An 18,846-nucleotide genomic window follows, 5' to 3' on the forward strand; every position below is an offset into this window, starting at 1 on the left:
GACTAGGCCGAGGCCGTGGCCGGGCTTGTCGTCGCCATCGCCCCCTCCGCCAGATGCCTTCCCGCGATGTACCCGAACGTCAGCGCCGGGCCGAGCGTGATCCCGGGCCCCGGATAATTCCCGTTCATGATCGAGCCCATGTCGTTGCCGCAGGCATAGAGGCCGACAATTGGCGCGCCGCCCTCGCGCAGCACGCGCGCCTGGGCGTCGACCCTCATGCCGATCGCGGTGCCCAGATCGGCCGGATAGATGCGCATCGCAAAGAACGGCGCGCGGAGGATCGGCGCGACACACGGGTTGGGTTTATGGGCGGCATCGCCGAGATGGCGCTGGTAGATGGTGCTGCCACGGCCGAATTCGGGATCACGGCCCTCGTTCGCATCGGCGTTATAGCTCGCGACCGTCGCCGAGAGCACCGACGGTTTGATGCCGAGCTTCGCCGCCAGCTGCGCAATGTCGGGCGCCTCGACCAACTCGCCGCGCGCCACATAGCGCCGCACATTGCGCGTGAACGGCTTGATGCGGCCGAGGCCGTAACCCCACAGGAATTGACGATCACAAATCAGGTAGAACGGCCGATCCGCCTCGCCATTGCCGTCGCGCAGCATGGCGAGCACGAATTCGTGGTAGGACAGCGCCTCGTTGACGAAGCGGCGGCCGGCGGCGTTGACGGCGATCACGCCGGGCTTGGCGCGGTCGGTCACTGTGTGGGGGAAGACACCGCGGCTGCCGTCGGCACGGGTAAACAGCGAGGCCGGCACCCAATAGGCCGGGCTCGCCGCCTCCGTGTTAAGCGCAGCACCGGCCGTCGCGGCGAGCCGAAGCCCGTCGCCCGTACCTGATGTGTTGGTCGCCGAGACGAAACCGGCCGCGGGCGGGAAGAAGCGCTTGCGCAACGCTGCGTCGTGCGAGAAGCCGCCGGTCGCGAGCACCACGCCACGGCGCGCGGCGATCAGGCGGTCGCGGGCACCATGGCGGATGACAACGCCGGCGACACGATCGCCCTGGATCGACAGATCTTCGACATCCGCGCTGAACAGGATCTCGACCTGCCGCGCCAGCAGCGAGGCGTAGAGCCGCGCCGCAAGCGCGTTGCCGAGATGCAGCGTCGTACCGCGCGGGCTGCGCAGCCGCTGCAAGGCGTATTCGGACACGAGCCGCGCGGCGCGCAGGGTCGAACGCAGCGATTTTCCGGCCCGGCGCAGATGCGGGATGTCGAGGCGATTGACCATCATCCCGCCGAACAGCGTGAACTCCGGCAGCGGTGCGCGCAGTCGCGCGAAATGCGCGCCCAGCCGGGTGCCGTCGAAAGCAACCGGCTCCAGCACGCGCCCGCCTGATGTCGCGCCCAGCCGCTCCGGATAATAGTCCGGATAGACGTTCACAGGTTGTAGCCGCACCTCGGTGTTGGCTTCGAGCCAGGCGATCGCCTCTGGTCCGCGCGCGAGGAAGGCGGCGCGCAGGCCGGCATTGGCGGGCTCCGGCACCGTGCTCGACAGATAGCGAACGGCATCCGTGATGCTGTCGGAGATCCCCGCCTCTTTCATCTTGGCATTGGCGGGAATCCAGACCATGCCGCCGGACCACGCCGTGGTGCCACCGACGAACGCGGTCTTCTCGATCACCAGCACGCGCAGCCCTTCGGCGGCGGCCACTGCCGCAGCCGTCATGCCACCGGCACCCGCGCCGATGACAATGACGTCGTAGGTCTCGTGCGCCGGCATCATGCGGCTGGGGTCCGGAAGCGAGGCATGACACCGTCATACCCCGCCTGCCGCCCCGCAGCTAGCGCTGCGGCTTGCGCTCGATCGGATCGATGTCGATCGCCCGCAGGCGGCCGAGCCGCAGCACGTCCATGGCGAGCCGCCGGCCGATCCGGTCGCGGTCGAGCACGCGGATCAGATCGTCGACGCCGTTGATCTCGACGCCGTCGAGCTTGATGACGACGTCGCCGGGCACCAGGCCCGCCTTCGCCGCCGGTCCATCGGGCTCGATCTGCATCAGCAGCGCGCCCATCTTGTTCTCGACCCCGGCCAGCACGGCGTGCCGCCGCGGGACCGGCGCGGTCTGTCCGGCCACGCCGATATAGGCGCGGCGAACATAGCCGTGGCGGATGATCTCCGACAGCACGAATTGCGCGGTGTTGCTGGCGACCGCGAAGCAAATGCCTTGCGCGCCATTGATGATGGCGGTGTTGATGCCGATCACCTCCGCATTCGACGACACCAGCGGGCCGCCGGAATTACCGGGATTGAGCGCGGCATCGGTCTGGATCACGTCCTCGATGGTGCGTCCGCTCACCGAGCGGATCGAACGCCCGAGCGCCGAGACCACGCCGGCGGTGACGGTCGATTCGAAGCCGAGCGGATTGCCGATTGCGATCACGAGCTGGCCGCGCTTGAGGCTCTTGGAATTGCCGAGCGCGGCATAGGGCAGATCGCGCACGCCATTGGCGCGCAGCAGCGCCAGATCGGTATCGGGATCGACGCCGAGCACCCGGGCGTCGCCGACATGGCCCTCGACGTCGCGCAGCCGGATCTCCCTGGAGGCGCCGACCACATGGCTATTGGTGAGCACGAGCCCGTCCGGCGAGATCACAATGCCGGAGCCGAGCCCGCCGCGCTCGCGGCCGTTCGGCACCTTTGGCCCGGTCTCGACACGCACGACCGCGGGACCGACACGGTCGGTCACGTCGATCACGGCATTGGAATAGGCATCCAGCAGGCCTCGGTCATTGTCCGTGGCAGCCGCCGTCGTTCGCGATGACGATCCGTCATCGGCGACTTCTGAGGTAAAATCCAGCATGGCAAGAGTCCTTGAGGCTCACACAGATGGTGGCCTGTTCCCTGCCGCGCAAGTGTCCCGCCGGGAGCGCAAGGCTGGACTGCCAGTGCTTGACTACCCGGGTGGCTAGGTCGCCCGCCGCAACGTGCCGGCCCTCTCCTTGACCGGGTCGAGCAACGACCAGTCGCCGTCCGGGAGCACATAGCCCTTGGGAAACGGCGCGCGCAGCTCCAGCCCGAGCGAGCGCAGCACGCGGTCGTCGCGGTAGTAGCATTGCAGGACGATGCGGACGAGCGTTGCCGCGGCCGCGCCGCCTGAGCTTCGAAACTCCTGCGCCACCGCATCGCGCCTCGCAGCATCGAGTTCGGCAAGCGGCTGACCTGCCAGCCGCGCCAGATGATCCAGCGCCGCCGCCACCAGTTTGGTGTCGCGCCCCAGCGTCGCCAGCATGTCGGCCTGGATCGCAGGATCGTCGGCACCGGGCACCTTGTACTCGTCGCTGGCGGGCACGATCATGCCGGCGATGGTGCGGAGATCGTCGCGTTGGACGCGCGTGAGCTGATTGTCTGCGGACATGACGGCCTCAGTCGAACAAGTTTGCAAGACGCTGCTTCATCTGATCGGCGATGTAGAGCGCGAGGGCCTGGATGGTGGACGTCGGGTTCACGCCGCCCGAGGTGACGAAGATGCTGCCGTCGACGATGAAGAGGTTCTTCACGTCGTGCGTGCGGCCCCATTCGTTGACGACGGAGCGTTCGGGGTCGGTGCCCATCCGCGCGGTGCCGAGCAGATGCCAGCCGCCCCACGGGATCGGCGAGTTGACGCATATGTCGGTCGCCCCCGCCGTCTCAAGAATCTCCCGGCCACGCGCGAGCGCATGCTCCATCATCTTCCGGCTGTTCTCACTGATCGTGTAGTCGATCTTCGGCGCGGGAATGCCGTGGCTGTCCTTCATGACAGGGTCGAGCGTGACCTGGTTATGCTCTTCCGGCAGGTCCTCGCAGATCGCGGAAAATCCGAGCCGATGGCCGTTGAGCTTGCGGAACACGCGGTGATGATCCTCGCCCCACGGCAGGATGCCCTTTTGCTCGCTGACGACAGCCTCGAACACCGGCCCGGCGCCGCGCACGAACTGGACGCCATAGCCGCGCACGAAGCCGCGCGACAGGTCGGTGTCATACCATTCCTTGCTCCACAGGCAGGTCGGCGGCGCACGGTTGCTATCGGTCGGCTCCTTCACATAGCCGTAGATCTGCGCATAGGGATGGAACATCAGGTTCTTGCCGACGAGGCCCGACGAATTGGCAAGACCGTGCGGGAAGCGGTTGGATGCCGAGTTGAGCAGCAGCCGCGGCGTGCCGACGCCGTTGCAGGCAATGATGACGACATGCGCGGGCTGGAACTGCTCGACGCCGTCCTTGTCGTAATAGACCACGCCCGAAGCCATGCCGCTCTCGTCGGTGGTGATCTCGCGCACCCGGCAATGCGTGCGAAGCTCGACGCCGGCGCGGATCGCGTGCGGCCAATAGGTGATGTCGGTCGAGGACTTTGCGCCTTGCGCGCAGGCCGGCGTGCAATGACCGAGATTGATGCAGCGCGCGCGGCCCTCATAGTCCATTGTCGCAACCGTCGTATCGGACGGCCACCAGTGCCAGCCGAGCTCGTTCATGGCCTTGCCAATGATCGCACCGGACAATCCAAGCGGCTGCTGCGGCATCGGCGGATGCGTCAGCGGCGAGAGCGGATCCCCTGATAGCCCCGAGGTCCCCATGATGCGGTCGTTCTCTTCGAAGAACGGGGTCAGCGCGTCGTAGTCGATCGGCCAGTCGTCGGCGACGCCGTCGAGCGTCTTGACCTTGAAATCGGAGGGATGCAGCCGCGGCCAGTGCGCGGTGTACATCACCGTCGAGCCGCCGACCGCGTTGTAGTTGACGACCTTAATCGGCGAATTGTCGTCGTTGATCGGATAGTCCTCGGGACGGCCGCGGACGTTGGGGCTCGAGGACCATTCGCCGTAGAACTTGGCCTCCCAGTCGCGGCCCGTGCTGGGATACTCCGCCGGGTTCATCCAGCCGCCCTGCTCCAGGCAGAGAATGTGCATCTTGGTCTCGGCCAGCGACCATGCAATCGCGGCACCTGAAGCGCCGGCGCCGATGATCAGGACGTCCACGGGGTCTTTCATCGAAGCTTCTTCCTCCCGCCCTCGCCGCTTCAAGGGCGATTCGGCCTACGCAGGTTTGTTTGTCGTGCCGAACGATAGGGGCAGACCGGTCAGGGAGTAAAGGCTGGCGCGCGAATGTCGCACTTCGCAGGGCGCAGACCATTGGTATCGCGACTTCCGGATGCTAGGAACGAAGCGCCAGAGCCATCGATAGCGAGAAGTCATGTCCTTCAGGAATTCATTTGCCGTCGCCCGCGCCTTCGCGCTTGTTTCGTTTCTCGCTCTGTCCGGGTTTCTGGCCTCCTCCGGGCCGGCCTCCGCGCTGACGGCGGCTGCGACCGTCCGGGACGCCAATTCGATCCAGCTCGGCGACGTCACCTACCGCCTCGACGGCGTCGATGCGCCCGAGTTGGACCAGGTCTGTATCGACGATCATGCCGATCCCTGGACCTGCGGCGTCGAGGCCCGCGACCAGCTGGCGAAGCTGATCAACAAGCGCACCGTACGCTGTGACGATGTCGGGCCGGAAAAGAGTTTCGGCAAGCGGCACCGCGCCATCTGCACGGCAGAAGGCGACAAGACCAGCCTGAACGAGCAGCTCGTCAAGCTTGGCTATGCCATCCCCCGCGAGCCGATCAAGGCGAACGTCAAGGCCGCCGCGGCGGAAGCCAAAACCACATCAGCCGGCATCTGGAAGGGCTGCTTTGTTGCACCGCAAGAGTTCCGCACGGGCAAGAAGGACGGTACGCTGCTGGGCGCCGCCTGCCGCGCCGACCGCGACAAGGAAATCCGTGCGGCGCTGTTTCCGGAGGATCTGACGATGCCGCCGAGCTGTAGCATCAAGGGCAAGCTCGCCGTGCGCGCACGCGTCACCGGCAATATCGGCATCTATCATCTCAGGGGCTGCCCGAGCTATCCCGCGACCACCAAGCCGGACCGCTGGTTCTGCTCGGAGGACGACGCGCAGGCCGCCGGCTTCCGCAAGGCCTACAATTGCCGCCGGCCGAAATGAGGAAGCCCGTCACGCATAAGTGAGCGGTAGCCGGAGACAGTATTGATCCGGAATTGAACTCCATCGTGCGTTGCCACACTTATATGCATACGCAAGCGCTTTGCGCGAGCGTTCCTTGGCAGCAATCCGGCTTCGGCCCGATTGCTTTGCTCGGGCGTTTCCTCCCTAGACTTGGGCCGCTTGTCACAACAAGCGGCTCTTCTTTTTTGTACGCCCTACCTGCGCATCGGCATGATCTGATCCATCGGCGGCATGTTCTGATTGAGATGCGACATGATCCAGACGGTTCCGCCGACCACCAGAAAGACGACCAGAAGGCCAAAGGCGAGCGCCAGCACGTTGTTGGTATTGTCGGGACCCGTGGTGATGTGGAGGAAGAACACGAGGTGCACGCCCATCTGCGCGATCGCCAGCACGATCAGCGCAACGGGGATGGACGGCTGCCAGACCAGATCCGTGCCGGCGATGAAGAATGACGTTGCCGTGAGCAGCAGCGCAAGCGCAAGGCCAACGACGTAGCCGAGGATCCGCTCACCGACGCTGTGTTGCTCTTCCTCGCCCGGCGCGAGATCGTGTCCGGTGTGCACATGGGTTTGATCGCTCATACGGCACTCCCAAGCAGGTAGACGACGGAGAAGACCCCGACCCAGATGATGTCGAGCGCGTGCCAGAACAGCGCAAAGCACATCATCCGGCGCAAGACGTCGGCGCGAAAGCCCTTGGCGAAGACCTGAGCCATCATGGTGAGAAGCCAGAGCACGCCGGCGGAGACGTGCAGGCCATGGCATCCGACCAGCGAGAAGAACGACGACAGGAAGGCGCTGCGCGACGGGCCATAGCCGCGCGCGACGAGGTCGGCGAATTCGCGGAACTCGATGACGAGGAAGATCAGCCCAAGCACGCAAGTCACGGCCATGCCGAGATAGAACCAGAACCGGTTGCGCACGTCGGCCGCGATGCTGGCCATACCGCAGGTGAAGCTCGACAGAAGCAGGCAGACCGTCTCGATCGCGACATTGCGCTGCTCGAAGATCTCCGAGCCCCTCGGCCCGTCGGCGGTCTGGCCGGACAGCACCGCATAGGCCGCGAAGAAGCAGGAGAACATCACGATGTCGGAAAGCAGGAAGACCCAGAAGCCGTAGGCGGTCACGATGCGCTTCGACGCGGGGCCGGGATGCTCGACGACGAGCCCGATATGGTGCGGATCGGCATGGGTACGGCCGACGGCGGCGGTCATCGACATCAGATTGCCCCCGCCATGCTGACGAGGCTGCGCCGCTCCTCGAGATTGACGCGGTCGATCGCGGCGACCTCCGCGGCTGGAATGACGTATTCGTCATGGTCGCGCCAGGCGAACACGACGAAGGTCGCGAACGCACCGATGCCGCCCAGGATCACCATCCACCAGATGTGCCAGATCAGCGCGAAGCCCATAATGGTGGCGAAGAACGCGCAGACGAAACCGGTCGGCGAGTTCTTTGGCATTTCGATATCGTGATACTCGGGCTCTTCGTGCTCGAGCGATTGCTGCTGGGCGCGGATCTTCATGTCCCAATAGGCGTCCTCGCCGCGCACATCGGGATGGAAGGCGAAGTTGAACACGGGCGGCGGCGACGAGGTCGCCCATTCCAGCGAACGGCCGTCCCAGGGATCCCCGGTGCGGTCGCGCAGGGCCTCGCGGTTGCGGATGCTGACCACGAGCTGCACGATCTGGCAGATCACGCCGATGCTCAGCACGGCCATGCCGAACACGGCCACGATCATCCATGGCCGCCACGCCGCGACGTCGTAATGCTGCAGGCGCCGCGTCATGCCCAGCATGCCCGCGATGTAGAGCGGCATGAAAGTGACGTAGAAGCCGAGGAACGTGAACCAGAACGCGGCCTTGCCCCAACGCTCGTCGAGACGAAAGCCGAATGCCTTCGGGAACCAGTATTCGAAGCCGGCGAAGGCACCGAACAGCACGCCGCCGATGATGACGTTATGGAAGTGCGCGACCAAGAACATGCTGTTGTGGAGCATGAAGTCGGCCGGCGGCACCGCGACCAGCACGCCCGTCAGCCCGCCGATGATGAAGGTGACCATGAATCCGACCGACCACAGCATCGGCGTCGCAAAACGGATGCGGCCGCCATACATCGTGAACAGCCAGTTGTAGATCTTCACCCCCGTCGGTATCGCGATGATCATGCTGGCGATGCCGAAGATGGCGTTGACGTCGGGCCCGGCGCCCATCGTGAAGAAATGGTGCAGCCAGACCATGAAGGAGATGACGCAGATCGCCATGGTCGCGAGCACCATCGAGCGATAGCCGAACAGTGCCTTGCCTGAGAAGGTCGAGACCACCTCGGAGAAGATGCCGAAGGCCGGCAACACGAGGATATAGACCTCCGGGTGTCCCCACGCCCAGATCAGGTTCATGAACATCATCACGTTGCCGCCGGCTTCATTGGTGAAGAAGTGGAAGCCGAGGTAACGGTCGAGCAGCAGCATCGCGAGCGTCGCGGTGAGGATCGGAAAAGCGGCGACGATGAGCAGGTTGGAGGCCAGCGTGGTCCAGCAGAACATCGGCATGCGCAAATAGTTCATGCCCTTGGTGCGGAGCTTCAGCACGGTGGTCACCAGATTGATGCCGGCGACCAGCGTGCCGACGCCGGAGATCTGGAGCGACCAGGCGTAGTAGTCGACGCCGACGCCGGGCGAGTAGGACAGTCCCGACAACGGCGGAAAGGCGAGCCAGCCGGTGCGCGCGAACTCGCCGATCACGAGCGAAAGATTGACCAGCAGCGCACCGGTCGCGGTCAGCCAGAAGCCGACGGAATTGAGTGTCGGGAAGGCGACGTCGCGCACGCCGAGCTGGAGCGGCACGACCAAATTCATCAGCCCGATCACGAACGGCATCGCCACGAAGAAGATCATGATGGTGCCGTGAGCCGAGAAGATCTGGTTGTAATGCTCGGGCGGAAGATAGCCTTGCGACTGGTAGGCCACCGCCTGCTGGATCCGCATCATGATAGCGTCGCTGCCGCCGCGCAGCAGCATGACCGAAGCGAGCAGGATGTACATCACGCCGATGCGCTTGTGATCGACGCTGGTGATCCATTCGTGCCAGAGATAAGGCAAATGCCCTTTCACGACGACCCAGATCAGCACGCCGAGGATCGCGACCAGCACCACGGCACCCGCGACGAGGGGTATCGGCTGGTCGAACGGGATCGCCGACCAATCGAGCTTACCGAGCATCGTGGCCTCCACTGTGCGGCCTGCCGGCATCGGAGAGCAGCTCCGGTCCGGGCCCTGGCGGAATGTGCTGGGTTGCGATCAGGTCGAACAGACGGGGATCGTCCAGGCGAAAGGTCAGCCTGTTCTTCTCGACGCCCTGCTGCATCAGCTTCGTGTAGCTCTCCTCGTTCAACACGGCATCGGTCTTCGCCGTGGTCGCGACCCAGTCCGGGAAGGCGAGCGGCGAGATCACGTTGACGTCGAACATCATGTCGGGAAAGCCGTCGCCGGAGAAATGCGCCGACAGGCCCTGCAACTTGCCCTCATTGTCGGCGCGCAGGTTCAGCCTCGTCACCATGCCGTTCATGGTGTAGATCATGCTGCCGAGCTGCGGGATGAAGAACACGTTCATCACGCTCGACGACGTCAGCTGGAAATTCAGCTCGGCGCCGGCCGGCACCGTCAGCGTGTTGACGGTGGCGATGCGCTGGTCCGGATAGATGAAGAGCCATTTCCAGTCGAGCGAGACCGCCTGGATGCGGACCGGACTGCCGGTGCCCGGCACGGGTGCTGCGGGATCGAGCTGGTGCGAGCCGATCCAGGCGACGCCTCCGAGCAGGATCACGGTGAGCGCGGGGATCGCCCACACCACCATCTCGACGCGACCGGAATAGACGAAGTCAGGCTGGTAACGTGCTCTCGGATTGGACGCGCGAAACCAGAACGCAAAGGCCAAGATCGCGAAAATGGTCGGCACCACGATCACGAGCATGATGAAGACGGAATCGACCAGGATGGTGCTGTTGGCGGCAGCCACCGGCCCTTGTGGATCGAGCAGATTCATCGGCAAGCCACTGGCGATTGGGAAACCCCAGGCGGGAGCCTAGCGCGGAAAAGCCCCCGCAACAAACGCAAGCTCGGCAGAACGGTTCCGCGATGCGCCCGCTTAATCGCGCGGCGTGCCGCCCGGCGGCATGCAATTCCACGCGATGTCAATGACATCTGCGCGGGACCGCCGGCCTTCTCTCCTGTCGGGGCGATTGCTAATCTGCACGAAAATATTTGGGATGAAACGATATGCAGGGCCCTGAGGACGATGCCGGCCTCGCCGGCAAGGTGGCGCTGATCAGCGGCGGTGGCGCCGCGAGCGACGGGATCGGCAACGGCCGCGCTGCAGCAATTTTGCTCGCTCGCGCCGGCGCCAGGGTGCTGGTCGCCGATCGCGACCTCAAGCTCGCCGAACGCACCACCGAGATGATCATGGCCGAGGGCGGCACGGCAGCAGCGCATGGCGGCGACGTCACCAGCGAAGCCGATTGCAGGAAACTGGTCGAGGCCGCGCTCGACCGCTGGGGCCGGCTCGATTTCCTCGACAACAATGTCGGCATCGGCAGCCGCGGCAGCGTGGTCGACGAGGCGCCCGAGCAGTATCGCCGCGTCATGCAGGTGAACGTCGAGACCATGTTCCTGCTCTCCAAGCACGCGATCCCCGCGATGATCAAGACCGCCAAGGGCGGCGCGATCGTCAACATCTCCTCGATCTCGGCCCTGCGGCCGCGCGGGCTGACAACCTACACGACGTCGAAGGCCGCCATCATCGGTCTCACGCGCGCCATGGCAGTCGACCACGGCCGCGACAACATCCGCGTCAACTGCATCTGCCCGGGGCCGATGTACACGCCGATGGTCTATGCCCGCGGCATGAGCGAGCAGGCCCGCGCCCAGCGCGCCAAGGCTTCGTTGCTCAAGACAGAAGGCACCGGCTGGGACGTCGGCCATGCGGTCAAATTCCTGCTCAGCAACTTTGCCCGCTACATCACCGGCCAGGTGCTGGTGGTCGACGGCGGCGTCACGCTGCAAGCCCCCGAACGCGAGTCACAGGAACACTAGAGGAAACACGGCAATGGCCCGCCTGCCCTATCTCGAGGCCGACCAGGTCGCGCCCGAATATCGCGACATGCTCAAGCGCAACACCAATCTGCACAAGCTGCTGGTCAACTCGCCGGAGATGGCGCGCGCTTTCAACGGCATCGGCGGCTATATCCGCTTCAAGAGCAAGCTCGACCCGCGCCTGCGGGAGCTCGCGATCCTCCAGGTCGGCTGGATGGAGAAGTCGGAATACGAATTCACCCATCACGTGAAGATCGGCAAGGAGTTCGGCGTCACCGACGAGGACATCGCCGGCTTGATGGCGGAGACCGAGGGCAAGCCGTCGAAGCTGGAGCCGCTCGCCAGGGCGATCCTGAAAGGCGCCCGCGAGATGGTGCGGGAGCTCGCGATGTCGGATACGACCTTTGCCGAGATCAAGACGCACCTCTCCGACGAACACATGGTCGATCTTGTGCTCACCATCGCCTTCTATTGCGGCGTGGTGCGCGTACTCGCCACCATGAAGATCGACAACGAACTCACTTACAAAGAGGTACTCCAGCAGTACCCGATCCCGGGAGTGAAGTGACATGCGCTTGAAGGACAAGGTTGCGATCGTCGTCGGCGCCGGCCAGAGCCCTGGCGAAGGCATGGGCAACGGCCGCGCCACGGCGCTGACCTTTGCGCGCGAGGGCGCGAAGGTGCTGTGCGTCGACCATCATCTGGAGTCGGCGCAGGAAACCGTCGATCTGATCGCAGCGGAGCAAGGCACCGCCGCGGCCTTCGAGGCCGACGTGACCAAATCCGCCGACATCAGGGCGATGGTGACGGACGCGCAGGCGCGCTGGGGCCGGATCGACGTCCTGCACAACAATGTCGGTGTCAGCTTGTCCGGGGGCGATGCCGAACTGCTTCAAATCACCGAGGAGGCGTTCGACCGTGTGGTCGCCATCAATCTGAAGAGCTGCATTCTGGCGGCGAAGGAAGTCATCCCGATCATGCGCGCGCAAAGAAGCGGCGCCATCATCAACATCTCCTCGATGGCCGCGATCACCACTTACCCCTACGTCGCCTACAAGGCGACGAAATCGGCGATGATCGCCTTCACCGAACAGCTCGCCTACCAGAACGCCGAATACGGCATCCGCGCCAACGTCATCCTGCCGGGCCTGATGAACACGCCGATGGCCGTCGATACCCGCGCCCGCGAATGGTCCAAGACCCGCGCCGAGGTCGAAGCCGAGCGCGACAGCAAGGTGCCGCTGCGCAAGAAGATGGGCACCGGCTGGGACGTCGCGAACGCCGCGCTGTTTTTGGCGTCGGACGAGGCGAATTTCATTACGGGCGTGACGTTGCCGGTGGATGGCGGGGCGAGCGTGAGGCGGGGGTAGAAGCCGCGAGTACGGTGCCCCTTCCCTTCTCCCCTTGTGGGAGAAGGTGGCGCGAAGCGCCGGAGGCGCAGCAATGGACGCCGCGCTGACTCACAAGGGGTGAGGAAACGCCATCACTGCGTCGCGCTTGTCACCCGCCAGATCGTCCCATTGCCATCCTCCGACACCAGCAGCGATCCATCCTTCGCGACCACGACTCCCACCGGCCGCCCCCACACGTTCGTGTCGCTCGCCACGAACCCGGTGACGAAATCCTCGTACTCGCCCGTCGGCTTGCCGTCCTTCATCTTGATGCGGATCACCTTGTAGCCGGTGCGCTTCGACCGATTCCAGGAGCCGTGCTCTGCGGCGAAGGCGTCGCCCTGGTATTCCGACGGAAACTGCGTGCCCTGATAGAAGGTCATGCCCAGCGACGCCGAGTGCGGCTGCACCAGCACATCGGGCACCGTCACCTTGTCCTTCAAATCCGGACGCGCGCCGGTGTGGCGCGGGTCCTCGTTGCCGCCGATGTAGAACCACGGCCAGCCGTAGAAGGCGCCTTCCTTCACGCTGGTCACATAGTCGGGCACGAGATCGTCGCCGAGGCCGTCGCGCTCGTTGGTCGAGCACCAGGGCAGCCCGGTCTGCGGCTGGATTGCGAGGCCGACGCAGTTGCGGATGCCGGTGGCGTAGATCTTCCGCTCCTTGCCATCGGGATTGAAGGCGAGCACGGTGGCGCGCTCGGTCTCGCTGGCCCAGGCCGCGCCAAGCGGCTGCGTCTTCACCCAGGTCTCCAACCCGCCCGACGGCGTGCCCATTCCCTCGGCGACATTGCTGAGCGAGCCGACGGACACCAGCATGCGCTTGTTGTCCGGCGAAAAGGCGATGTCGCGGGTGGAATGGCCGCCGCCATGCGGCAGGCTTGCCACGATCGTCTCCGCCTTGCCGCGCGCCTTGAGATCGCCGGCCTGATAAGGAAAACGGATGACGCTGTCGGTGTTGGCGATATAGACCCACTGCGGATTGTCGCCATTGGGAAAGAAGGCGATGCCGAACGGCTGCCGCAGGCCACTTACAAACACCTCGTTGCTGGCGGCCTTGCCGCCCTCCCCGGCGCGCAGCACGCGAACGGTGCCGATCCGCGTCTCCGCGACGAAGACATCGCCATTCGGCGCAACCCTGATGATGCGCGGCGCGCGCAGGCCCTCGGCGAACAGCTCGATCTTGAAACCGGCCGGCACCTGGGGCGAAGCCTCCGGCGGCCGCGGTACCACACGCGCGGTGCTCGCAACCGACCGCGTGGCGCCGGGCCTGACGAGATCCTGCGGACGGATCAACCTGACCGTGCCGGGCTTGTCGGACTGCCAATCGCCATAGGCCTCCTTGCCCTGCAGAACCGGCTCGGCCTGCGCACGGATCGCAACGACGACCAGCAACCCCGCAGACATCACTGCAGTCGATATCCTGTTTTTCACGTCGTTTTTCTCCCCGCCTGCCTGTCGCAAACATCAATGCTCATCGACCTACCGCGTTCTGCGGCAGGTCGAACGCCTGCCGAATCCCACGTCAGCTCATGCCCGCACGATGTGCATCATCCGCAGCCTATCGTACTGGAAAATGCGGCAGATCGGTGCGACACATTGTAAGGGCGCGACCGCCGGTTGCGGTCATCAAAGCTGCGGCATCCAGGTCGCAATTGATGGGGTGATCATGTGGGGATCCATCATATCGGAATGGGCGAGCCTGCTGCTCCGCTGGCTGCATGTGGTGGCGGCGATCGCCTGGATCGGCAGTTCCTTCTATTTCATCGCCCTCGACCTCAGCCTGAAGCCGAAGACTGACCTGCCTGATGGCGTGCAAGGCGAGGCTTGGCAAGTCCATGGCGGCGGCTTCTACCGGATCATGAAATATCTCGTCGCGCCCACCCGGATGCCGGACGAGCTCACCTGGTTCAAATGGGAGGCCTACACCACCTGGCTGTCCGGCTTCGCGCTGATGGTGGTGGTGTATTATCTCGAGGCCGATCTGTTCCTGGTCGACAAATCGATCCTCGACCTCACGCCATTCCAGGCCGGTCTGTTCAGCTTCTTTAGCCTTGCGCTGGCGTGGCTGCTTTACGAGGCCGCCTGCCGCACCGGACTGGCGCAGCGCGAGCTGCCCTTCGCCATCGGCGGCTATCTGTTCCTGGTCGCGCTGACCTATGCTTTCACGCATGTGCTGAGCGGCCGCGGCGCCTTCAACCAGATCGGCGCGATCATCGGCACCATCATGGTCGCCAATGTCTTCGCGCTGATCATCCCGAACCAGAAGAAGATCGTAGCGGCGCTCATCGCCGGCCAGTCGCCCGATCCCAAGCTCGGCAAAACCAGCAAGGAGCGCTCGGTTCACAACAACTACCTGACGCTCCCGGTCGTCGTGCTGATGATCAGCAATCATTATCCCCTGCTCTACGCCACGCGCTTCAACTGGATCATCGTCGCGATCATCCTGGCGCTCGGCCCCGTGATCCGCCACTTCTTCAACGAGCGGCACGCGGGACGCAAATCGCCGTGGTGGGTGTGGGGCGTGGCGGCGGTCGGCGTGATCGCGATCCTCTTCCTCTCCGCCGCTGGATCGCGCGACGTCAAGACAGGCGCGCTGTCGGCGCCGCCGACACTCACCAATGTCGAGGAGATCGTGATGTCCCGTTGCAGCATGTGCCACGCGGCCGAGCCGGTCTGGGCCGGCATCGTGACCGCGCCCAAGGGCATCCTGCTCGACGCGCCCGAGCACATCCATCGCAACATCCGCCTGATCGGCCGCGTGGCGGCGTGGTCGAACGCGATGCCGCCGGGCAACATCACCGAGATGACGAGCGAAGAACGCGCCATTCTCGCCGCCTATATCGAGCAGGCGCGCTGACGCCATCACGTTTCGATACCGCATTTCATGAAATGAAATTCCGCATCTGCCCCCGATTTGAAAATGACTTGATCGCCTATCCGGCGTAGACAGGGTCAGCGGCCGCTGGCGCGGTCCAAGTCCAGTTTGCTGCGGGGAGAGAACAGTGGCCCTCAAGAACGTCATCGGTATCGACCACGCCGTGGTCATGGTTCAGGACCTCGACAAGGCCGCCGAAAACTATCGGCAGCTCGGTTTCACCCTGTCACCGCGCGGCACCCACAGCGCGCATATGGGCACCGGCAACTACACCATCATGTTCGACCCCGACTATATGGAGCTGCTCGGCGTACTGGTAGCGACCGAGCACAACGCACCAGCGCGCGCCTTCGTCGACAGGCACGGCGAGGGCATCGAGCGCATCGCTTTCACGGCGGTCGATAGCGCGGCCGGCGCCGAGGAGATCCGCGCACGCGGCCTCACGCCGATCGGCCCGACCGATTTCGAGCGGCCCGTGACACTGCCTGATGGCACGATCTCGGCGGCAAAATTCCGGACCTTCATGTGGCCGACCGCGGAAGCGCCCGGCGGCGTGCGCATCTTCGCCTGCCAGCACAAGACCCGCGAGACGGTGTGGATCCCTGAATTGATGAAGCACGCCAATGCGGCGAGGCGGATCAAGCAGACGCTGATCGCAACGCCCCAGCCCGCGCAGGAAGCGGCGCATCTCGGCCGCCTGACCGACCGTGAAGCGAAGGCGGAAGCCGACGGTGCAGTAGCTGTGCCGTCCGGCGGCGACCGCGCCGACTTCGTCTATTTGACGCTGGACCAGCTCGGCAAACGCTATCCGGGTGTGCCGCTCGCGGGCCTCTCCGAGCGCGGCGGTGCGGCCCTGGTGCTCGTGAGCGGCGATCTCACCGCGACTGAAAAGGCGCTGGGTTCGGCGGCAGTGCGTAGCGGGGCCGCGATCTGCGTGCCGCCGGCCAAGGCCAACGGCACCCTGCTCGCCTTCGTTACCGGCTGATTTGAACTAATTCTTTAACAAGCGTTTACCGGGCAAGCCTAGGATTTTCGGGCTTTCCACCCGAGACCGAGCGCATGTTCAAAGAGGAATCGCCGATCGCCTATGACGCGCCGGCCGAACTGAAGAAGTGGCCGTCGCTGAAGGGCGAGAGACAGAAGGACCGAGGTCCGCCCTATCTCGTCTACAACGGCACGCTCGCCGACTGCGTCCGCGAGCTCATGGGAAAGCCCATCAAGGGCATCTCGCTCTACGACATCATGACGAAGCCGCAAGCAGCGTTCGATCAGACCGTGCTGTCGCCCGGCGATGCCGCCGAGATCGCGATGCGCAAGGATTTTCCCAAGGATTAGTTCAAGGACTGGTTCGAGGCCCGCTTGCCGCCGGACTTCCCGAGCTGCTTCGACGAGGATTCGGTCGGCGCATCCAGGAAGACGACCGGCGTGCCGCGCTTGACGTTGTCATCCAGCGTGCGCACGTCCCAATTGGTCAGCCTGATACAGCCATGCGACGCGGACTTGCTCACCTTGTCGGGCTCCGCCGTCCCGTGGATGCCGTAGCCCTGCGCGGACAGGCCGATCCAGTATGCACCCACCGGATTATTCGGCCCCGGCTTGACGTCGAACGGCGCCCTGGACCTGACGTTGTGAAACTTGTAGTCGGGATTGTAGTGGTAGGTCGGCTTGTCGCTGGTGCTGGTGACCTTGAGCGTGCCGCTCGGCGTTGGGCGATCCGGACTGCCGATTGACGCCGGATAGAACGCGAGCAGACGGTCGGACCCGTCGAATGCTTTCAATGTCCCATTCTTCTTGTCGATCTCGAGCCGCGCAATGCGTGGCAGCTCCCGCCGTTCCGAAACGTTTGCAACGATGATCGTCTCGCCAGCCTTGTCGAAGGACTTGCCCGGATTGAGCGTCCGAAGCAACTCCTCGCTCATGTGGAATTTCTCGGCGAGCCCCTCGAGCGGGCTGGTGTAGCTCAGCGCCTGCAGCGACTTCATGTCCTCCAGCTTGCCCGGCAGCACCTTCAGGAACGGTCCCTTCACATCGGCATCGGTGATCTTGTAGTCGACGACGACAACAGCACCTTCGCTCGCCGCGATCAGCCTGTCCCAGAGCTCCTGCGCTATTCCCTTGTCGGATGCGATACCGTTCTGCTCGGCAAATGCCTTCAGCGCCTTTTGCGCGTTCTCGCCGAGCTTGCCATCGATCTCCCCGGGCGAGAACTGCGCACGGTCCAGCATGACCTGAAGCTTCACCACGGATGCGTTGACCTTGTCGTTCGCAGGCTGTTTTGCGGAACGCGCGGCGTCGTTCACCGCGGTCGCGTCGAGATTGTTCGCAAGCGCCGGACAGATCACCCACAGCGCAATCAGCGCGCCAAGCACCCATCGCGTCATGTCGCTCGTCCCAATTCACCTATGCTCCGCAAAACCGCGGAGAGTTTCGCTGCTGGAACACCGTAGTAACACCGACGGAACCGGCAAAACCGCAGCTTCGCCGCAATCGGACGGTTAAGAACTCCTTATTGCCGGCGCAGCGCCGGCCGTTCATCCCACAGTTCGAGGTTGTCCACGCAATGCGATTTGTCGTCGCGGCCTGCGCCGCGTTTCTGATTCTGATGTGCGACCTCGATCCGTCGGCGTCCCGGCAAACATCAAGCTTCGACCACGCCGTTCTTCAAAACACTCAAGCCTCGCCACTTGTTCCTGTGGTCGAGCTCTTCCTTGCCAGCGTGCAAGCCATCGAGCTCGCCAATGCGCGCGCGGCCTATGAGGAGACATCCGAGCCGCCGCGCGCCGTCGACACGGCCGCGCAGGCGCCGGTTTCGCCGACCGAACGGTTCTGCCACGCGCTTCGTGAAGCCGCCGAGGCGAGCGGCATTCCGGTGCCGTTCTTCGCGCGTTTGATCTGGCAGGAGAGCCGCTTCAAATCGAACGAGGTCAGCCAGGCGGGCGCTCAAGGCGTCGCACAATTCATGCCGGAGACGGCAGCGGAGGTCGGGTTGGACGATCCATTCGATCCGATGAAGGCCCTGCCCGCATCCGCAAAGTTCCTGCGCAAGCTTCGCGACGATTTCGGCAATCTGGGACTTGCCGCAGCCGCCTATAACGCAGGCCCCGGCCGGATCCAGAAGTGGCTTGCCAGGGAAAGCGAGCTGCCGCGCGAGACCCGCGACTATGTCCGCATCATCACCGGCACCAAGGCCGAGGACTGGACCGAGCGCGCGGAAGCCCTCGCGATACGGATCGACCTGCCGCGCGAAGCGCCCTGCGAGGGCATCGGCAGCCTGTCCAAGTCCAGGGACATTGCCTGGGTTCCGGTGAACCTGACGCCCTCGATCACGACGATCATTCGCAAGGGCGAACAGCTGGCGGCGCGTTTAACCGCCAACCGTGCACGCAAACAGCTTGCATCGCTGATCCGGAAGACCAGCCGCGGCAAGGCGCGCAGCATGATCGCGGCGCGCGCCGCCGGAAAGAGCGCGAGGGCCCGCGCCATCCGCCTCGCGTCGAGCGAGCGCTAAC

The 18,846-nt window shown here is 64.6% G+C and carries 18 protein-coding genes; 8 read left to right on the plus strand and 10 right to left on the minus strand.

Features of this window, described 5'->3' with window-relative positions; translation table 11 throughout:
* Positions 1-2: 2 nt before the first annotated feature.
* The 4 genes from JQ627_RS33010 to JQ627_RS33025 all read right to left on the minus strand — a co-directional run bounded on the left by JQ627_RS33010 (position 3) and on the right by JQ627_RS33025 (position 4,966).
* On the minus strand, positions 3-1,727 hold the full coding sequence (locus JQ627_RS33010; RefSeq protein WP_212488535.1) for an FAD-dependent oxidoreductase: 1,725 nt from the start codon (positions 1,725-1,727) through the stop codon (positions 3-5).
* A gap of 58 nt (positions 1,728-1,785) precedes the next feature.
* The gene (locus JQ627_RS33015) at positions 1,786-2,805 is read right to left on the minus strand and encodes a S1C family serine protease (protein WP_212488536.1); all 1,020 of its coding nucleotides are present in this window, start codon (positions 2,803-2,805) and stop codon (positions 1,786-1,788) included.
* 105 nt (positions 2,806-2,910) lie between these two features.
* Positions 2,911-3,360: a hypothetical protein gene (locus JQ627_RS33020; protein WP_212488537.1), complete on the minus strand. Its 450-nt coding sequence runs from the start codon at positions 3,358-3,360 to the stop codon at positions 2,911-2,913.
* A gap of 7 nt (positions 3,361-3,367) precedes the next feature.
* Complete coding sequence (locus JQ627_RS33025) at positions 3,368-4,966, minus strand: GMC family oxidoreductase (RefSeq protein WP_212488538.1); 1,599 nt, start codon at positions 4,964-4,966, stop codon at positions 3,368-3,370.
* A 202-nt stretch (positions 4,967-5,168) separates the two neighbouring features.
* Here JQ627_RS33025 and JQ627_RS33030 point away from each other — a divergent pair, with 202 nt between their 5' ends.
* Entirely contained in the window at positions 5,169-5,957 is a 789-nt protein-coding gene (locus tag JQ627_RS33030; RefSeq protein WP_212488539.1) for a thermonuclease family protein, read from the plus strand.
* Positions 5,958-6,172: 215 nt separating this feature from the next.
* On the opposite strand, the gene cyoD is transcribed toward JQ627_RS33030, so the two are convergent.
* The 4 genes from cyoD to JQ627_RS33050 are packed head-to-tail and all read right to left on the minus strand — an operon-like array spanning position 6,173 to position 10,023.
* On the minus strand, positions 6,173-6,562 hold the full coding sequence (cyoD, locus tag JQ627_RS33035) for a cytochrome o ubiquinol oxidase subunit IV (RefSeq protein WP_212488540.1): 390 nt from the start codon (positions 6,560-6,562) through the stop codon (positions 6,173-6,175).
* Positions 6,559-7,200: a cytochrome (ubi)quinol oxidase subunit III gene (locus tag JQ627_RS33040; protein ID WP_212488541.1), complete on the minus strand. Its 642-nt coding sequence runs from the start codon at positions 7,198-7,200 to the stop codon at positions 6,559-6,561. Before JQ627_RS33040 ends, cyoD begins: the two co-directional genes overlap by 4 nt.
* The gene (cyoB, locus tag JQ627_RS33045) at positions 7,200-9,200 is read right to left on the minus strand and encodes a cytochrome o ubiquinol oxidase subunit I (protein WP_212488542.1); all 2,001 of its coding nucleotides are present in this window, start codon (positions 9,198-9,200) and stop codon (positions 7,200-7,202) included. Before cyoB ends, JQ627_RS33040 begins: the two co-directional genes overlap by 1 nt.
* A complete protein-coding gene (locus JQ627_RS33050) occupies positions 9,190-10,023 on the minus strand; it encodes a cytochrome ubiquinol oxidase subunit II (RefSeq protein WP_212488543.1) in 834 nt (277 codons plus the stop codon). The genes cyoB and JQ627_RS33050 overlap by 11 nt, the downstream gene beginning before the upstream one ends.
* A gap of 233 nt (positions 10,024-10,256) precedes the next feature.
* Here JQ627_RS33050 and JQ627_RS33055 point away from each other — a divergent pair, with 233 nt between their 5' ends.
* The 3 genes from JQ627_RS33055 to JQ627_RS33065 are packed head-to-tail and all read left to right on the plus strand — an operon-like array spanning position 10,257 to position 12,439.
* The gene (locus JQ627_RS33055) at positions 10,257-11,069 is read left to right on the plus strand and encodes an SDR family NAD(P)-dependent oxidoreductase (RefSeq protein ID WP_212488544.1); all 813 of its coding nucleotides are present in this window, start codon (positions 10,257-10,259) and stop codon (positions 11,067-11,069) included.
* Between the two features lie 13 nt (positions 11,070-11,082).
* Positions 11,083-11,637 carry a carboxymuconolactone decarboxylase family protein gene (locus JQ627_RS33060; protein ID WP_212488545.1) on the plus strand — a complete coding sequence of 185 codons (555 nt, stop codon included), beginning with the start codon at positions 11,083-11,085 and terminating at the stop codon, positions 11,635-11,637.
* Between the two features lies 1 nt (position 11,638).
* Complete coding sequence (locus JQ627_RS33065) at positions 11,639-12,439, plus strand: SDR family NAD(P)-dependent oxidoreductase (RefSeq protein ID WP_212488546.1); 801 nt, start codon at positions 11,639-11,641, stop codon at positions 12,437-12,439.
* A 113-nt stretch (positions 12,440-12,552) separates the two neighbouring features.
* Here JQ627_RS33065 and JQ627_RS33070 read toward each other — a convergent pair whose 3' ends face one another.
* Positions 12,553-13,893: a sorbosone dehydrogenase family protein gene (locus JQ627_RS33070; protein ID WP_212488547.1), complete on the minus strand. Its 1,341-nt coding sequence runs from the start codon at positions 13,891-13,893 to the stop codon at positions 12,553-12,555.
* A 235-nt stretch (positions 13,894-14,128) separates the two neighbouring features.
* Between JQ627_RS33070 and JQ627_RS33075 the strand changes: the two genes are divergently transcribed.
* The 3 genes from JQ627_RS33075 to JQ627_RS33085 all read left to right on the plus strand — a co-directional run bounded on the left by JQ627_RS33075 (position 14,129) and on the right by JQ627_RS33085 (position 16,672).
* The gene (locus tag JQ627_RS33075; RefSeq protein WP_212488548.1) at positions 14,129-15,319 is read left to right on the plus strand and encodes a urate hydroxylase PuuD; all 1,191 of its coding nucleotides are present in this window, start codon (positions 14,129-14,131) and stop codon (positions 15,317-15,319) included.
* A 145-nt stretch (positions 15,320-15,464) separates the two neighbouring features.
* Positions 15,465-16,322 (plus strand): VOC family protein, encoded by an 858-nt coding sequence (locus JQ627_RS33080; RefSeq protein ID WP_212488549.1) that lies wholly within the window; start codon positions 15,465-15,467, stop codon positions 16,320-16,322.
* Positions 16,323-16,396: 74 nt separating this feature from the next.
* Entirely contained in the window at positions 16,397-16,672 is a 276-nt protein-coding gene (locus JQ627_RS33085) for a hypothetical protein (RefSeq protein ID WP_212488550.1), read from the plus strand.
* Here JQ627_RS33085 and JQ627_RS33090 read toward each other — a convergent pair.
* Positions 16,669-17,718, minus strand: a complete 1,050-nt coding sequence (locus JQ627_RS33090; RefSeq protein WP_212488551.1) for a L,D-transpeptidase family protein — start codon at positions 17,716-17,718, stop codon at positions 16,669-16,671. The two genes, JQ627_RS33085 and JQ627_RS33090, sit on opposite strands and share 4 nt — an antisense overlap.
* Before the next feature lie 179 nt (positions 17,719-17,897).
* On the opposite strand from JQ627_RS33090, the gene JQ627_RS33095 reads away from it, so the two are divergent.
* Positions 17,898-18,845 (plus strand): lytic transglycosylase domain-containing protein, encoded by a 948-nt coding sequence (locus JQ627_RS33095; RefSeq protein ID WP_212488552.1) that lies wholly within the window; start codon positions 17,898-17,900, stop codon positions 18,843-18,845.
* The last annotated feature ends 1 nt before the right edge of the window (position 18,846 follow it).

Origin of the sequence: Bradyrhizobium liaoningense, assembly GCF_018130785.1 — a bacterium.
In the GTDB taxonomy this organism is placed as follows: domain Bacteria; phylum Pseudomonadota; class Alphaproteobacteria; order Rhizobiales; family Xanthobacteraceae; genus Bradyrhizobium; species Bradyrhizobium liaoningense_A.

Excerpts from the sequence above, each read along its gene's own strand:
- JQ627_RS33010 (WP_212488535.1), bottom strand. The coding sequence starts at position 1,727 with ATGATGCCGGCGCACGAGACCTACGACGTCATTGTCATCGGCGCGGGT.
- JQ627_RS33015 (WP_212488536.1), bottom strand. The coding sequence starts at position 2,805 with ATGCTGGATTTTACCTCAGAAGTCGCCGATGACGGATCGTCATCGCGA.
- JQ627_RS33020 (WP_212488537.1), bottom strand. The coding sequence starts at position 3,360 with ATGTCCGCAGACAATCAGCTCACGCGCGTCCAACGCGACGATCTCCGC.
- JQ627_RS33025 (WP_212488538.1), bottom strand. The coding sequence starts at position 4,966 with ATGAAAGACCCCGTGGACGTCCTGATCATCGGCGCCGGCGCTTCAGGT.
- JQ627_RS33030 (WP_212488539.1), top strand. The coding sequence starts at position 5,169 with ATGTCCTTCAGGAATTCATTTGCCGTCGCCCGCGCCTTCGCGCTTGTT.
- cyoD (WP_212488540.1), bottom strand. The coding sequence starts at position 6,562 with ATGAGCGATCAAACCCATGTGCACACCGGACACGATCTCGCGCCGGGC.
- JQ627_RS33040 (WP_212488541.1), bottom strand. The coding sequence starts at position 7,200 with ATGTCGATGACCGCCGCCGTCGGCCGTACCCATGCCGATCCGCACCAT.
- cyoB (WP_212488542.1), bottom strand. The coding sequence starts at position 9,200 with ATGCTCGGTAAGCTCGATTGGTCGGCGATCCCGTTCGACCAGCCGATA.
- JQ627_RS33050 (WP_212488543.1), bottom strand. The coding sequence starts at position 10,023 with ATGAATCTGCTCGATCCACAAGGGCCGGTGGCTGCCGCCAACAGCACC.
- JQ627_RS33055 (WP_212488544.1), top strand. The coding sequence starts at position 10,257 with ATGCAGGGCCCTGAGGACGATGCCGGCCTCGCCGGCAAGGTGGCGCTG.
- JQ627_RS33060 (WP_212488545.1), top strand. The coding sequence starts at position 11,083 with ATGGCCCGCCTGCCCTATCTCGAGGCCGACCAGGTCGCGCCCGAATAT.
- JQ627_RS33065 (WP_212488546.1), top strand. The coding sequence starts at position 11,639 with ATGCGCTTGAAGGACAAGGTTGCGATCGTCGTCGGCGCCGGCCAGAGC.
- JQ627_RS33075 (WP_212488548.1), top strand. The coding sequence starts at position 14,129 with ATGTGGGGATCCATCATATCGGAATGGGCGAGCCTGCTGCTCCGCTGG.
- JQ627_RS33085 (WP_212488550.1), top strand. The coding sequence starts at position 16,397 with ATGTTCAAAGAGGAATCGCCGATCGCCTATGACGCGCCGGCCGAACTG.
- JQ627_RS33090 (WP_212488551.1), bottom strand. The coding sequence starts at position 17,718 with ATGACGCGATGGGTGCTTGGCGCGCTGATTGCGCTGTGGGTGATCTGT.
- JQ627_RS33095 (WP_212488552.1), top strand. The coding sequence starts at position 17,898 with ATGCGATTTGTCGTCGCGGCCTGCGCCGCGTTTCTGATTCTGATGTGC.